This is a genomic window from Massilia sp. Bi118, from assembly GCF_918697865.1.
Lineage (GTDB): Bacteria > Pseudomonadota > Gammaproteobacteria > Burkholderiales > Burkholderiaceae_D > Telluria.
In genome coordinates, this window is sequence record NZ_CAKKMV010000019.1 from 63,259 (window position 1) to 77,085 (window position 13,827).

General features: G+C 65.7%; 13 protein-coding genes. 8 read left to right on the top strand and 5 right to left on the bottom strand.

Annotation, left to right across the window (positions count from 1 at the left end; translation table 11 throughout):
* Positions 1 to 20 precede the first annotated feature (20 nt).
* Positions 21 to 1,364, top strand: coding sequence for an MFS transporter (locus tag LQV39_RS23010; protein WP_230029513.1), 1,344 nt, complete (start codon positions 21 to 23; stop codon positions 1,362 to 1,364).
* On the opposite strand, the gene LQV39_RS23015 is transcribed toward LQV39_RS23010, so the two are convergent.
* Entirely contained in the window at positions 1,304 to 2,869 is a 1,566-nt protein-coding gene (locus LQV39_RS23015) for an amidase (protein WP_230029514.1), read from the bottom strand. The two genes, LQV39_RS23010 and LQV39_RS23015, sit on opposite strands and share 61 nt — an antisense overlap.
* Before the next feature lie 68 nt (positions 2,870 to 2,937).
* Here LQV39_RS23015 and LQV39_RS23020 point away from each other — a divergent pair, with 68 nt between their 5' ends.
* Both LQV39_RS23020 and LQV39_RS23025 read left to right on the top strand, forming a co-directional pair.
* Positions 2,938 to 3,669 carry a transcriptional regulator gene (locus tag LQV39_RS23020; protein WP_230029515.1) on the top strand — a complete coding sequence of 244 codons (732 nt, stop codon included), beginning with the start codon at positions 2,938 to 2,940 and terminating at the stop codon, positions 3,667 to 3,669.
* 4 nt (positions 3,670 to 3,673) lie between these two features.
* Positions 3,674 to 5,344 (top strand): AMP-binding protein, encoded by a 1,671-nt coding sequence (locus LQV39_RS23025; RefSeq protein ID WP_230029516.1) that lies wholly within the window; start codon positions 3,674 to 3,676, stop codon positions 5,342 to 5,344.
* On the opposite strand, the gene LQV39_RS23030 is transcribed toward LQV39_RS23025, so the two are convergent.
* On the bottom strand, positions 5,341 to 7,464 hold the full coding sequence (locus tag LQV39_RS23030; RefSeq protein ID WP_230029517.1) for a TonB-dependent siderophore receptor: 2,124 nt from the start codon (positions 7,462 to 7,464) through the stop codon (positions 5,341 to 5,343). The two genes, LQV39_RS23025 and LQV39_RS23030, sit on opposite strands and share 4 nt — an antisense overlap.
* A gap of 117 nt (positions 7,465 to 7,581) precedes the next feature.
* Here LQV39_RS23030 and LQV39_RS23035 point away from each other — a divergent pair, with 117 nt between their 5' ends.
* Genes LQV39_RS23035 through LQV39_RS23045 form a run of 3 tightly spaced genes read left to right on the top strand, consistent with a single transcriptional unit; the run spans position 7,582 to position 8,638 of the window.
* On the top strand, positions 7,582 to 7,911 hold the full coding sequence (locus LQV39_RS23035) for a helix-turn-helix domain-containing protein (protein ID WP_230029518.1): 330 nt from the start codon (positions 7,582 to 7,584) through the stop codon (positions 7,909 to 7,911).
* An 8-nt stretch (positions 7,912 to 7,919) separates the two neighbouring features.
* Positions 7,920 to 8,177, top strand: coding sequence for a hypothetical protein (locus tag LQV39_RS23040; RefSeq protein ID WP_230029519.1), 258 nt, complete (start codon positions 7,920 to 7,922; stop codon positions 8,175 to 8,177).
* 17 nt (positions 8,178 to 8,194) lie between these two features.
* Entirely contained in the window at positions 8,195 to 8,638 is a 444-nt protein-coding gene (locus LQV39_RS23045) for a hypothetical protein (protein ID WP_230029520.1), read from the top strand.
* On the opposite strand, the gene LQV39_RS23050 is transcribed toward LQV39_RS23045, so the two are convergent.
* Positions 8,605 to 9,945: an alpha-amylase family glycosyl hydrolase gene (locus LQV39_RS23050; protein WP_230029521.1), complete on the bottom strand. Its 1,341-nt coding sequence runs from the start codon at positions 9,943 to 9,945 to the stop codon at positions 8,605 to 8,607. The genes LQV39_RS23045 and LQV39_RS23050 overlap by 34 nt on opposite strands.
* 176 nt (positions 9,946 to 10,121) lie before the next feature.
* Here LQV39_RS23050 and LQV39_RS23055 point away from each other — a divergent pair, with 176 nt between their 5' ends.
* A complete protein-coding gene (locus tag LQV39_RS23055; RefSeq protein ID WP_230029522.1) occupies positions 10,122 to 11,120 on the top strand; it encodes a porin in 999 nt (332 codons plus the stop codon).
* A gap of 49 nt (positions 11,121 to 11,169) precedes the next feature.
* Positions 11,170 to 11,595: a hypothetical protein gene (locus LQV39_RS23060; RefSeq protein ID WP_230029523.1), complete on the top strand. Its 426-nt coding sequence runs from the start codon at positions 11,170 to 11,172 to the stop codon at positions 11,593 to 11,595.
* Between the two features lie 53 nt (positions 11,596 to 11,648).
* Here the strand turns inward: LQV39_RS23060 and LQV39_RS23065 are convergent, their stop codons facing one another.
* Together LQV39_RS23065 and LQV39_RS23070 are read right to left on the bottom strand one after the other, a co-directional pair.
* Positions 11,649 to 12,689 (bottom strand): SDR family oxidoreductase, encoded by a 1,041-nt coding sequence (locus tag LQV39_RS23065; protein ID WP_230029524.1) that lies wholly within the window; start codon positions 12,687 to 12,689, stop codon positions 11,649 to 11,651.
* 26 nt (positions 12,690 to 12,715) lie between these two features.
* Positions 12,716 to 13,771, bottom strand: a complete 1,056-nt coding sequence (locus tag LQV39_RS23070; protein WP_230029525.1) for an SDR family oxidoreductase — start codon at positions 13,769 to 13,771, stop codon at positions 12,716 to 12,718.
* Positions 13,772 to 13,827: the final 56 nt, after the last annotated feature.

Consider the following 13,827-nt stretch of genomic DNA (forward strand, 5'->3'; position numbering starts at 1 on the left):
ATTCGGAAGAGGAGACGATGATGTTGGAAGCAACCCAAACGCAGCAACTCGCGCAGGCGCAAGGCAAGTGGAATGCGCGCCTGACCCCGAAGCACTGGAAGACCCTGAAGGGCGCTTTCTTGGGCTGGATTTTCGACGGCTATGAAGCGCTGGCGCTGGTGGTGGTGCTGTCGCCGCTGCTGGCGTCCCTGATGACGCCGGAGCAGGCGGCCTCGAAACCCTTCTATGCTGGCCTGGTGATCGGCATTACCTTGCTGGGCTGGGGCATCGGCGGCCTGATCGGCGGCGTGCTGGCCGATTATGTCGGCCGCAAGACGGTGATGATGTGGTCGGTCCTGCTGTATGCCTTGTTCACCGGGATGACCGCGTTCTCCGACAGCATCGCCATGCTGTGCGCCCTGCGCTTCATCACCGGCCTGGCGATGGGCAGCGAATGGAGCACCGGCATCGCGCTGGTGGCCGAGACTTGGCCGCCGGAAGCGAAGGCGAAAGGTGCGGGCTTCCTGCAATCCGGCTTCGGCTGGGGCACGCTGGCGGCCGCCTTCATCTGGTATCTGCTGCAGCTGGTGGGTCCGCTCGGCGTGGACGCCTGGCGCATCATGTTCCTGGTCGGCGCCGTGCCGGCCCTGTTCGTGCTCTACATCCGCAAGGACGTCGATGAATCGGAAGAGTGGATCGCCGCCGTCAAGAACGAGCAATGGGGCGCGACCGAAGCGTCGAAGGCGTCGAAAGAGAAGGGCGGCAAGCGTCCCTTCACCCTGAAACAGCTGTTCACGGAACGCGAAGCGGTGCGCCGCATCGTCCTGACCTCGATCCTGTCCGTCGTCAGCATCGCCGGCTGGTGGGCGGTGTCGAGCTGGCTGACCGAATACACCCGTACCCTCGCCGCGGCGCAGGGCGGCGGCTTCCACTGGGATTCCTATGTGTCGCTGCTGTACACGGTCGGCGCGATCGTCGCCTACATGGTCTCGGGCTTCATGGCCGACGGCATGGGCCGTCGCTGGTTCCTGTTCCTGACCTTTGCCGGCTCCCTGGTCACGACCTTCCTGATCTACGGTTTCGCCACGACGCCGCTGCAGGTGCTGGTGTTCTCGCCCATCAACGGCTTCTTTACCCTGGGCTGCGCCTTCGCCTGGCTGGCCATCTATCCGTCGGAGCTGTTCAACACTTCGGTGCGTTCGACCGCGGTCAGCTTCGTGTTCAACTCGGCGCGCCTGGTGGCCTGGTTCTTCCCGATCGCGGCCGGTTCGATGATCAAGGCCTTCGGCGGCATCGCCCCGACCGCGATGGCTTTCGGCTGCATCTACATCATCGGCATGGCGCTGCCCTGGTTCCTGCCCGAGACCGTGGAGCGCGGGCAGTAAATGTAGCTGCCGGTCACGGAGGCCGGCAGGCGCGCGAACCAGGGCTGCGCCTGTTCGAGCTGGTGCGCCAACTGCAGCAGCCGGTCCTCGCTGCCGAAGGGGCCGACGAACTGCACGCCCAGCGGCAGGCCATCCGCGCTCCAGTGCAGCGGCACGCTCATCGAGGGCGTGCCGGTCAGGTTCGACAGCTGGGTAAAAGGCACATAGCGCAGGTTGTCGGTGGCGATCTTTTGCACGGTGGCGTCGAGCAGCCCCATCTTCGCCAGCAGGCCCATGATGCCGGTGCCGTGCAGGAAGCCGAACAAGGACTTCTCGAAGCCCGAAGGATCGCCGGCACCATGCTTGACCGGCGGGGCGGCCAGGGTCGGCGTGAGCAGCAGGTCGTACTGCGCGTGGAAAGCCGCCAGGGAACGCGAGAACTCGTTCCACTTGTTCAGCTGCGTCGTCAGTTCGGTGGCGGACACGCTCGAGCCGAGGGTGACGAGAATGCGGTTCATCAGCTCCAGATCGTCCGCCTTCCCACCCAGCTCCCTGGCCTGCGCCACCGCCGCCGGAATCTGCCCGAAGTACAGGTGCAGATAGCTCCGCGCCAGCGCCGCCCCATCGATCTGCGGCGCGGCTTCCTCGACATGATGGCCGAGACTGGCCAGCAGCCTGGCCGCCCGCTCGACCGCAAGAACCGCCTCCGGATGCACCTCCGTCCCGATCGGCGAAGCGGACGTGAAACCGATTCGCAAGCGCCCGGGCTCACGCAGCATCGCCTGCACATAGGGTTCGGCGGGCGGCGCGATCACGAACGGATCTCCCGGCTCGGCGCCCTGCAGCACATCCAGCGCCAGCGCCGAATCCCGCACGCTGCGCGAGATCACGCCTTCGCTCGAGGCCCCGAACCACACCTCGCCGATCCCCGGGCCGGGTGATATGCGGCCGCGCGACGGACGCAGGGAAAACAATCCGCAGCAGGCCGCCGGAATGCGCAAGGACCCGCCGCCATCGTTCCCTGCCGCCATCGGCACGATGCCGGCAGCGACAGCGGCCGCCGCGCCGCCGCTGGACCCGCCAGGCGTGCGCGATAAATCCCAGGGATTGTTCGTGCGCCCGAACAGCTCCGGATCGGTCACCGCCCGGATCCCGAACTCGGGCAGGTTGGTCTTGCCGAAGATGACCAGGCCAGCCTTCAGGTAGCGCTCGACCACGTGCGCGTGCCTGGACGGGACCACGCCGGCCATCGAACGGCTGCCATAGGTGGTGGGGATGCCGGCATAATCCTGCACACCGTCCTTGAGCAGGAAGGGCACGCCGCCGAACGGGCCGTTCGGCGAACCGGCCTTCAGCTGGGCACGCGCTTCGGATTCCATCAGCCGCACGACGGCATTCACATCGCCATGCATCCGGCGATGCTGGCCCAGGGCCAGATCCAGCAGCTCATCCGGCCGCACCTCACCCCGCGCCACATGCTGGGCGAGGGCAGTCGCATCGCAGGCAAGGTATTCGGCAAAATCCATCTGGCGTCTCCAATGTTGTTATGGTGTAATCTGACACCGTATATTGTCATAGAAGAAACCCTACCGCAATGTCCGAAGTTTCCCAACTCCTCACCACCATCAAGCGCCAGCTGAAATTGCAGGGCAAGACCTACCGCGATGTCGCCGGCGCATTGCAGCTGTCGGAAGCAAGCGTCAAGCGCCTGCTTACCTCGGATACGCTGGGCGTCGACCGCCTGGTCGAAATCAGCAACATGCTCGGCTTCACGCTGGCCGAACTGGCGCAGGAAGCCGCCGTGACGGAAACGCGCGTACGCACGCTGACAGCGGCGCAGGAAAAGGAACTGGTGTCGGACACACGGCTGCTCCTGGTCGCCGTCTGCGCGCTCAACCACTGGACCCTGCAGGACATGCTGGCGGTCTACAAGCTGACCGAGGCGGAGTGCCTGCAGAAGCTGCTGCACCTGGACCGCCTGCACCTGATCGCGCTCATGCCCGGCAACCGCATCCGCCTCAACGTGGCGCGCGATTTCGACTGGCTGCCGGATGGGCCGATCCGCCGCTACTTCCGCACCGAGGGCCTGGACGATTTCCTGGACAGCGGTTTCGACAAACCGGAGCAGTCGCTGGCCTTCACGCACGGTATGCTGACGGAGAGCGCGCTGGCGCGCATGCAGGCCGAGCTGCGGCAGCTGCGTGCCCGTTTCGCCGAGCTGCACGAGGAGAGCCTGGCCTCGCCGCTGCCCAAGCGCCGCGGCAGCGGCCTGCTGCTGGCGCTGCGCGAGTGGGAGCCGGCGGCCTTTACTGCCTTGCGGAGATGAAGTCATGAACAAACCAAGCTATGTGCACGGCGCCCACGATGTCCCGCTGATCGGGCAGACGATCGGCAGCTTCCTCGCCGATGTCGCGGAACGATACGGCGGCAACGAAGCCCTGGTCGTGCCGCACCAGCAGGTACGCTGGACTTACGCGGCGCTGAACGAACGGGTGACCAGCCTGGCCGCCGGCCTGCTGGCGCTGGGCCTGCGTCCCGGCGACCGGGTCGGCATCTGGTCGCAGAACTGCGCGGAGTGGGTGCTGGTGCAGTTCGCCACTGCGCGCGCGGGCCTGGTGATGGTCAACATCAATCCGGCCTACCGCCGCTCGGAACTGGAATACGTGCTGGCCAAGGTGCAGTGTGCGGCCCTGATCCTGGCGCCGTCCTTCAAGTCCAGCGACTATCTGAGCATCGTGGCGGACGTCGTGCCGGAACTGGCCGCCAGCCAGCCTGGCGCCTTGAACGCAAGCGCCTTGCCGCACCTCCGCCATGTGATCAGGCTGGGCGCGGACAAGACCCCAGGCATGTGGAACTTCGACGATCTCACGAAACCAGCGACGCAGCTGCAGCTGGCCGGCCTGAAAGCCATCGAAGCCAGCCTCCAGTTCGACGACCCCGTCAACATCCAGTTCACCTCCGGCACCACCGGCTCGCCCAAGGGCGCCACGCTCACCCACCACAACATCCTGAATAACGGCTTCTTCGTCGGCGAGGCGATGAAGCTCACGGACCGCGACCGCCTGTGCATTCCGGTGCCGCTGTATCACTGCTTCGGCATGGTTCTGGGGAACCTTGCCTGCGTCACGCATGGCGCCACCATGGTCTTCCCGGGCGAGAGCTTCGAGCCGGCTTCGGTGTTAAAGACGGTGCAGGCCGAGCGCTGCACCGGCCTGCACGGCGTGCCGACGATGTTCATTTCCCTGCTCGACCATCCGGACTTCGGCAGCGTCGATTTGTCCACGCTACGCACCGGCATCATGGCGGGTTCGCCCTGTCCGGCGGAGGTGATGAGCCGCGTGATCGACAAGATGCACCTGGCGGAGATCACGATCGCCTACGGCATGACGGAAACCTCGCCGGTCAGCTTCCAGAGTTCGACCGGGGACCCGGTGGCGCTGCGCGTGGCGACGATCGGCCGCGTGCATCCGCACCTCGAGGTCAAGATCGTGGATGCGGAAGGCCGCATCGTCCCGCGCGGCGTCAAGGGCGAACTGCTGACGCGCGGCTACTCGGTGATGCTGGGCTACTGGGGCGACGAGGAGAAGACGCGCGAAGCCATCGACGCCGCCGGCTGGATGCATACCGGCGACCTGGCCGTGATCGACGAGGATGGCTATGCGGCCATTGTCGGGCGCGCCAAGGACATGGTGATCCGCGGCGGCGAGAACATCTATCCGCGCGAGATCGAGGAATTTCTGTACCGGCATCCGAAGGTGCTCGACGTGCAGTGCGTCGGCGTGCCCGACGAAAAATTCGGTGAAGAGCTGTGCGCCTGCATCGTCCTGCGTCCGGGCATGAGCGCCTCCGAAGACGAGATCCGCGCCTTCTGCAAAGGGCAGATCGCGCACTACAAGGTCCCGCGCTACATCCGCTTCGTGCCGGGCTTCCCGATGACGGTCACCGGGAAGATCCAGAAATACCTGCTGCGCGCCCAGGTGGCAGAAGAGCTCGGGCTTTAAAGGCTCTGCTCCCACTGCAGGCGCCACACGGTGCGGTTGCGGTACACGTAGCTGGTCCTCAGGTCCGGGTCGCCGGCATAGACGCTGCGGCCGAGGTAGTTCGGATGCAGAAGGTCCGACACGGATACACGCAGGCGTGAGCGGGCGTCGCGCTTCCACAGCGCATACAGGTCGAGCTGGCGCTTGGGGCCGCCGTAGTCGGCCAGCAGAGGGCCCTGGCGCGATGCGAAGCTGCTGCGATACGTCCAGGTGCCGCCCAGGTCGAGGGCCTGGCTCGCCGCGTAGTCCAGTCCCAGGTTGCCGCTCCACGCCGGCTGGCCGGCGATGCGGTTGTCCGGCCCCGCCACCGCTTCCAGCCGCGACCAGTTGCGCGCCACATTCATGCGTGCGGCCAGGGCGCCGCGATGCGTTTTGGCCTCGAACTCCAGGCCGCGCACGCTGGCCGCGCCGACATTGGAAGGCGTGACGATCCACACGCCGTTCTGCTCGAACACGCGGTCCAGCGTGATGTCGCGGATGCGCTTGGCGAAGGCGCTCACGCTGAGCATGTCCTCTTTTCCAAAGTAGTGCTCCCATGCCAGGTCGGCGCCGAGCGACAGTTCCGGGCGCAGGTTCGGGTTGCCCTGCTGGTCCGGGTTGGTGGCGCTGTTGTTGTTGTCCACCGTGTAGCGGCGCGGCATGAGCTGGATGATGTCCGGCGCTTTATACGTGCGGCTGAGGGCGAAGCGGAACTGGCTGCCCTTGTTCCCGGCGCCGCCCGGCTTGAACAGGGTCTGGAAGATCGGGCTCCAGACGCCGGCATCGACGTCGACCGCGGCGTGCGCACTGCCTTCGCCCGAGGTGTGCAGGTCTTCGCGCCGCAGGCCCAGGTAGGCCGACCAGGCCTCGCTCAGGTCCCACTCGTCCTGGATCCAGAAGGCGCTGCGCCTGACCGTGGCCTGGAAGGCTTCGTCGCTGTCCAGCAGCGGGCGCCCGCCGGCGTCGGCCTGGTGCTCGCGGCGGAATTCCTCGCGCTGCGTGCGGCCGAGTTCCCAGCCCAGGGCCAGCGCATGCGTTTTGAAGATGGGCCGGCGGTAGCTGCCGTTGAGGTTCAGGCCGCGCTCGAGCTGGCCGGAGTCCACGTGGTGGGTCTCGCGCAAGGTGTCGAAAGCGTCCATGCCGCGGTACAGGAAATCGGCCTCGATCGATTTCGAATAGCCGGACAGCTTGGCGGTGAAGCGCGCGCCGGCGTCCAGTTTGCGGATCCAGGACAGGTCCGCATAGCCCTGCACAGGTGAGCGCGCGCGGTAGCTGCTGACGCCGCGCGGGAAGCTGGTGGACTCGCCGACGGTCGTGTCCTCGCGTTCGAACTTGGCGTTGTCGATGCGCTTCCATCGCACCCAGCTTTGCGAGGACAGGGTGTCGCGCGCCGTCGGCTGCCAGTCCAGGCGCGGCGTCAGTTCCAGGCGATCGTTGATCTGGCGGTCGGCCCAGGCCAGGTGGCGCAGCAGCGGGCGCGCGATGCTTTCCTCGGTCGCCACGCCTCGATAGATCTCCTGTTTGTGGCTGTAAGCGAGCGTGAGCGAGTAGGCCAGCGGGCCCAGGCGGCCCGAATGCTGGGCGTTCAGGGTGGGCGACAGGCGGCGGCCGTCGGCGACGAAGCTGCCGGCTTTCAGCTCCGTTTGTGGCGTACCCGTCTTGCCGGGCTTGCGCAGCACGATGTTGATGGCGCCGGCCACTGCCTGGCCGCTGGTCTCGGCGGTGGGTGCGCGCATGATTTCGATGCGCTCGACCAGCTCCGGATCCATCGTCTCCAGCGAAAAGCCGCCGGGCGCGGGCAAGCCGTTCAGCAGGATGGCGACGTAGCCGGCGCCCAGCCCGCGCATGCGGATCGCCGGCTTGCCGGGTGCGCCGTCGATGCTGATGCCGGGCTGGCGCTTCAGCACCTCGATGAGGCTGGCGTCGCCCTGGCGCAGGATCTCGTCGCGCTTGATGACGATGGCGGTAGTCGTCGATTGCGCGCGCTGGTCGACAGTGCTGGCGCTGATCGTCACCTGCTGCATGGGCTGGGTTTGCGAGGAGGCGCTGGCGTGGAAGGCGAGCAGCAGTGCGGCGGAAAGGGCGGTGCTTGTCTTGGTCATGGGGCAACTATGCGATGCGGCTGGCGGGCCGGACAAGCACCGTGGGACGAATCGCCGCCAGCCTGTGACGGCCAAAAATCGCTTGACTTGTTTTCACGTGTAAGGAATTATTGACACGTGAAAGACAAAACCAAACCAATCGACGGAGACCGCCTGCTGGCCATGCTGGCGGCGCTCGCGAATCCGCACCGGCTGCGCATCGTCGCGGCGCTGGCGACGGGTGGGCGGAACTACGTCAGCCAGCTGGCGCGGGACATCGGCCTGAGCCGTCCGCTGCTGCATCTGCACCTGCAGAAGCTGGCGGATGCGGGCCTGGTCACCAGCCGGATGGAGCTGTCGGCGGACGGCAAGGCATTGAATTATTTCGAGGTGGCGGACCTGGATCTGCCATTGACGCCGGCCCTGATCGCGGAAGCGGTCAAGACCTTGAACAATAAGGAAGGATAGAGCTTGCCATGGACCCCCAAATCTATTTGTTGACCCTGTGCCTGCCGCTGGTGACGGTGCTGCTGGTGGTCCTCATCAAGTATGTCGCGAACGTGCTGCAGGCGAGGGCAAAGCTGGCGCACGACGACGCCTATCGCCAGCTGGCGGCCCAGGCCGCGCAAACCCAGGCCGAGACGGCGGCGCAGCTGGCGGCGATCGGCGCGGCGCTGGCGCGGCTTGAGTCGCGCACGGCCAGCGTCGAACAGATTCTCAAACAGATCGATTAACCCGCAAGGAGATTGTCATGGTCAAGGTATCCCTGTTCCGGCTGTACCTGTTGCGTGCAATGTACCTGTTCATCGTCGCCGGCTTTGGCATGTTCATCTGGCCGGGCATCCTGCATCACCGCGGCCCGTGGGAGCTGATGCAGGGCGTGGTCAACTGCATGCTGATCGCCTTCTGGACCCTGGCCATCTTCGGGCTGCGCTATCCGCTGCAAATGCTGCCGGTGCTGCTGTGGGAATTCGTGTGGAAGATGGTGTGGCTGGGGACGGTCGGGCTGCCGGCGTGGCTGGGCGGCGGGATGGACGAGGCCACGCAGGCGAATGCCTTCGCCTGCGTGTTCGCGCTGCTGATTCCCTTCGTGCTGCCCTGGCGCTACCTGGTCGCCCACTACTTGGTAAAGGCGGGCGATCCGTGGCGTGGTGAAGGCGATCAGCGGCTGGAGGCGGGCGCTTCGATCCGGTAATCCCAGGCCGCCAGCGATTGCTGCTTGCCGCCCGGCAGCGCATAGGTCTGGGCCGCGTTCGACAGGTTGACGCTGACCTTCACCGCATTGCCCTCGCGCTTGCGCAGGAAGGCGAAGACCTTGTCGTTGCCGGTTTCCAGCACTTCGATGCCGCCGCCGTACTGGCCGTTCCACAGCGCCGGGTTGTCGTGCTTGAGCTTGAGCAGGCTGGCGTAGAAGTCCGCGTACGGATAGTTCTTCCAGACGATCGGATCTTTCTCGAAGAATTCGATGCGCTTGTCCAGGCCCGCTTCCTGGCCGCCGTAGATCAGCGGCATGCCGGGCAGGGTGGCGGCCAGCACGGCCATCGCCTTGAAGGCCGGGCCGTAGAGTTCGGCGTCGCTGCCGGCCCAGGAGTTCTCGTCGTGGTTGGAGGTGAAGCGCATCCGGTAGGCGCCCGGCGGGTAGGCTTTCGGTGGATGCTCGAGGAAGTCTTTCAGCGCCTTCGCGTCCTTCTTGCCCTTGGCGATGTCCTTGAACAAGTCCTTGGTGTCCCAGCCGTAGCTCATGTCGAAGGCGTGTTCCTGCAGCTCGGGCTTGTCGGCCTCCGCCAGCATGAAGACCGGCTTGATGCGGTCGAGGGCATCGCGCGCCTGGTTCCAGAACGGGGTCGGCACCTTGCTGGCGACGTCGCAGCGGAAGCCGTCGATGTCGGTCTCGCGCACCCAGTAGGCCATCGCATCCGTCATGCCCTTCCACAGGGCTTTATTCCGGTAATCGAGGCCGGTGACGTCGGTCCAGTATTCCGGCTCCGCGCCTTCGGTGTAGGTGACCGGGAAGATCTCGCCCTTGTCGTTCAGCAGGTACCAGTCCTTGTGCTCCACGGTCCAGCGGTTGTCGAAGGCCGTGTGGTTGGCAACCCAGTCGATCAGCACCTTCATGCCGAGACCGTGCGCCTGCTTCACCAGGGCCTTGAAGTCGGCCAGGTTGCCGAATTCCGGATTCACGGCCGTGTAGTCGCGCACCGCGTAATAGCTGCCCAGCGTGCCCTTGCGGTTCTTCTCGCCGATCGGCTGGATCGGCATCAGCCACAGGATGTCGACGCCCATCTTTTTCAAACGCGGCAGGTGGGCGGCGAAGGCCTTGAAGGTCCCTTCCTTCGTGTACTGGCGGATATTCACTTCGTAGATGTTGGCGTTCTTCGACCAGGCCACGTGCTTCACCGGCGCAGGTACACTCGCTGGTTCCGCGGCGGCGGCGTGAACGTAGGCGAAAGCGCCGCTGAGGGCGAGGACGGTTGTAGCAAGGGTACGGGTGAGTTGTCTCATTGTGGTCGTTTTCCTGTAGTTTAGTTACAGCTGTAGAGCAATTCTAAACCGGATCGTGGCTGTAGCGTCGGATTTCGCCGACAAAAAGTCGAGCCAACTTGAGTATGTATCTGTGCGATTTTGGACAGAGTAGACTAGTCGAGACCGGCTACTGTAGGCGTACAGAGGAATTGATCATGAAAACGCCGTCCATCATCGCCATCGTATTCTGTGGAGCCGCGCGACTCGCGTTCGCACAGGACGCGGCCGCCGCCGGAGATCCGCCCGCATCTTCCGCGCAGCCGGCCGAGACCGCTTTGACGCCGGCGGGCGGGCACGATGTTGCCGTCTTCACCGGCGTACCGACCTCGACCCGCGGCGCCGACTGGGCGACGCCGCCGCGGCGCGTGTACGGCCAGCTCGGCCGTTCGCCCCTGGGCGGCATCGAAGGCTTCACCCTGGGCCGGCAGTACAACCTCGAATACCTGTCGCTGGCCGACGTCGGCGACCCTTTCCACACCGGCACGGCGGGCCGCGCCAGCAATCTGCTGCTGCAGAACGGCATGCGCACCAACGACAACGTGCGCTACTTCAGCACCAGCCGCGCAGGCCTGTCGACCGGGAGTTCCTGGACCGTCGACACCCTCGGCGGCGACACCATGGGCGACCGCGCCTGGGGCATGACGGTCGGCATCGACATGGGCGCCTTCGCGTTGCGCGCCGCGCACCAGAACCGGCACGTGGCCCAGGTCCACCTGTACGACCTGGCCGGCGCCAACATGGATGCGAAGAACTCGCTGATCGCCGCCAACCTGCGCATGCGCTGGGGCACGGCTTACGCGGCCTATGCGGCGAATCGCGGCTGGGGCAGCTCGCCGCTGTACAACCCCGACAATCCCTACGGCGCCGGCGTGGCCAGCACCTCGTCGACGGACAGCCGCGACACCCTGGTAGGCGTGGCGGTGCCGATGACGCGCTCGACGACCTTCCTGGCGTCCTTCATCCACAAGAACGACCGCGACCTCGCCAACCGCGACGCCAACCAGATCGCGGTGGGCGCCAGCTATGTCGTCTCGCGCAAGACCGACTTCTACGCGGCGCTCTCGCACACCGTCACGACCAAGGGCAATGGCGTGCTGATCGCCCACCCGAACGGCAGTTCCGCAGTGAATATCGGCATGCGCCATGCGTTTTGAAATTGGGGTAGCCTGACCCCATGATTTTTTGCATTCAATTGGAGGAACTATGACTGGCTCGAGCACACTAGACCCGGATAACTTTCCCGGCGCACCAGACCGTAGCCTGGGCAAAGGCCACGGCGTCGATGCCCTCGGCCCGAGCGATGTGACCGACAGCGGCAGCGACGTGGTCGGCGGCCCCGGCTTCGCAAGCAACCTGGACGATGACCAGATCCTGGACCTCGACCGCGGCACGACCTCGGACAACGAGGAAGGCTACGTCCACGACACTGCTGGCGCCGACATGGGCGACCCGAACCTGGAGAGCGACAGCGACTTCGGCGGCACGGGCGAACGCGCCGCGGCGGGGCGCGATCTGAACATCAAGGATGGCGCGGATATCGATACCGACCATATCGAGTCGATTCCGGATTTGCCCTTGACCGACGAGGATGTGGATTTTTTGGGGACGCGTCCGCCGAAGGGGAAATAGTCGGCGAAGTTTTGCCGAACGTAAAAAACCGGGCGCATGCCCGGTTTTTTACATCACGCGTGCCAAACGTTTCGCGCGGCCGGCCGCCGCATCATCCCCCACGCCGCCAGCAAGGCCCCACCGACGATCACCGCCTTCACCGGCGTCGACCGCAACTGATAAGCCTGGTACACGCTACGCTCGCTGGTCTTGTGCGGCAGATTGCTCCGCTGCCGCAGCTCACGCGCCGGGTCGGGCGCATACAGCGCGTCTTTCCGGTCCGGATTGTTCGGCACGTCCATTTGCTGCTCCTGGCGGAAGGCTACGGCCCGCATCAGCCCGTCGAGCGGCCGCGGCAGCACATTGCCCATGACCGACATCAGCTTGGCGCGCCCGCCGACGAACAGGTCGCGCTCCGGCTTGACGGCCGCGTGCAGGATGGTCTTGGCCACCAGTTCCGGTGCGTAGATCGGCGGCGGCAGGTCGGGCTCGTGCTCCATGTAGTTTTTGGCATGCGCCGGGAAGGGCGTAGCGATCGACGCCGGTTTTACCAGGGTCAGCGAGATCGGCGCCTTGTCCTTTTCCAGCTCCATGCGCAACGATTCCGTAAAGGCCCGCACCGCGTGCTTGGAGGCGGCATAGGTGCCCATCAGCGGCACCGAGCGGTCGGAAACTTCGCTGCCGACGGTGATGATGGCGCCGCCGCCGCGCATCTTCATGTGCTTGACCGCGGTCAGGCTGCCGTGCACCACGCCCCAGAAATTCGTCTGCATGACGCGCTGCATATCCTCCAGCGGGGTCTGCTCCAGGGTGCCGTAGACGCCGATGCCGGCATTGTTGACCCAGGTGTCGATGCGGCCGAAGCGCTCGATCGCGGCCTGGCCGATGCGCTCGACGTCGGCCGGGTTGCCGACGTCGGCCGCCACCGTGATCGCATCGACGCCGCGCTGGCGCATCTCGTGCGCCAGGGTGTCCAGTGCATCGGCATCGCGCGCGGCCAGCACCAGCTTGACGCCGGCCTCGGCCGCCTGGCGCGCCGTCACCAGGCCGATGCCGCTGGTCGCGCCGGTCAGGACCATCACTTGTTCGTTCAGCTTCTTGAGTTTGACTGTCATGATCGTTCCTTTCGAATCCGGTGCGTTCAGAAGGCGCTGCGCAGGTGGTTGCGGCGCAAGCTCGGGCTCTGAATGAGTTTCCAGGCGGCGAACAGGGCGCCGGCGCCGAGCAGGGCGGGCATGATCTTGTTCGCGCGTAGCGAGACCGAGGTGTAGGCGCTGGATTCGGCCACGTGGTGCTTGTCGTCCATGCCCTGGCGCTGGCGCAGTTCGTTGCGCGGATCGAATTCGTGCAGCGCATCCTTGCGGTTCGGCGAGCTCGGCACGTCCGACTGCTGCTGCTTGAACATCGATGCGTTCATGAACTTGTCGAGGGCGCGCGGCATGGCGAAGCCGCTGGAGGCGATCGCCTTCGAGGCGCCGCCGACATAGACGTCGCGCTTGCGGTGCTGGGCCGCGTAGATGATCGCGTTGGCGACCACTTCCGGCGCGTAGATGGGCGGCGGCAGCGCCGGTTCCTTTTCCATGTAGTTCTTGGCGTGCACGGTGAACATGGTGTCGATCGCGGCCGGCTTGATCAGGGTCACGGCCAGCGGCGCGCCTTCCTTTTCCAGCTCCATGCGCAGGGCGTCCGTGAAGGCTTTCACGGCGTGCTTGGAAGCCGAGTACAGGCCCTGCAGCGGCACCGCGCGTTCCGACAGTTCGCTGCCGAGGTTGATGATGGCGCCGCCGCCGCGCGCCTTCATGTGCTTGACCGCTTCGAGCGAGCCGTGCACCACGCCCCAGTAATTGGTCTGGAACAGGCGCTGCATGTCTTCCAGCGCCACGTCCTCGTTGCGGCCGAAAATGGAGATACCGGCATTGTTGACCCAGGTGTCGATGCGGCCGAAGCGCTCCATCGCCGTGCTGCCGATGCGGGCCACGTCCTCGGCCTTGCCGACATCGGCGGTGACGGTGGCGACCTGCGTGCCTTTGCGGCGCAGCTCGCCCGCCAGCTGGTCCAGCGCCTCGCCGTTGCGCGCCGCCAGCACCAGCTTGGCGCCTTGCTCGGCGGCCATGCGCGCGGTGGTCAGGCCGATGCCGCTGGTGGCGCCGGTGATGACCATCACCTGTTCGTCGATCTTGCGTAATTGCACTGACATGAATGCCCCCGTTGGTTAGCTTGTGAAGAGGACAATCGTGACCATGTCTGGGATTT

Coding starts and splice junctions, on each gene's coding strand:
- LQV39_RS23010 (WP_230029513.1), top strand. CDS start 21: ATGTTGGAAGCAACCCAAACGCAGCAACTCGCGCAGGCGCAAGGCAAG.
- LQV39_RS23015 (WP_230029514.1), bottom strand. CDS start 2,869: ATGGATTTTGCCGAATACCTTGCCTGCGATGCGACTGCCCTCGCCCAG.
- LQV39_RS23020 (WP_230029515.1), top strand. CDS start 2,938: ATGTCCGAAGTTTCCCAACTCCTCACCACCATCAAGCGCCAGCTGAAA.
- LQV39_RS23025 (WP_230029516.1), top strand. CDS start 3,674: ATGAACAAACCAAGCTATGTGCACGGCGCCCACGATGTCCCGCTGATC.
- LQV39_RS23030 (WP_230029517.1), bottom strand. CDS start 7,464: ATGACCAAGACAAGCACCGCCCTTTCCGCCGCACTGCTGCTCGCCTTC.
- LQV39_RS23040 (WP_230029519.1), top strand. CDS start 7,920: ATGGACCCCCAAATCTATTTGTTGACCCTGTGCCTGCCGCTGGTGACG.
- LQV39_RS23045 (WP_230029520.1), top strand. CDS start 8,195: ATGGTCAAGGTATCCCTGTTCCGGCTGTACCTGTTGCGTGCAATGTAC.
- LQV39_RS23050 (WP_230029521.1), bottom strand. CDS start 9,945: ATGAGACAACTCACCCGTACCCTTGCTACAACCGTCCTCGCCCTCAGC.
- LQV39_RS23055 (WP_230029522.1), top strand. CDS start 10,122: ATGAAAACGCCGTCCATCATCGCCATCGTATTCTGTGGAGCCGCGCGA.
- LQV39_RS23060 (WP_230029523.1), top strand. CDS start 11,170: ATGACTGGCTCGAGCACACTAGACCCGGATAACTTTCCCGGCGCACCA.
- LQV39_RS23065 (WP_230029524.1), bottom strand. CDS start 12,689: ATGACAGTCAAACTCAAGAAGCTGAACGAACAAGTGATGGTCCTGACC.
- LQV39_RS23070 (WP_230029525.1), bottom strand. CDS start 13,771: ATGTCAGTGCAATTACGCAAGATCGACGAACAGGTGATGGTCATCACC.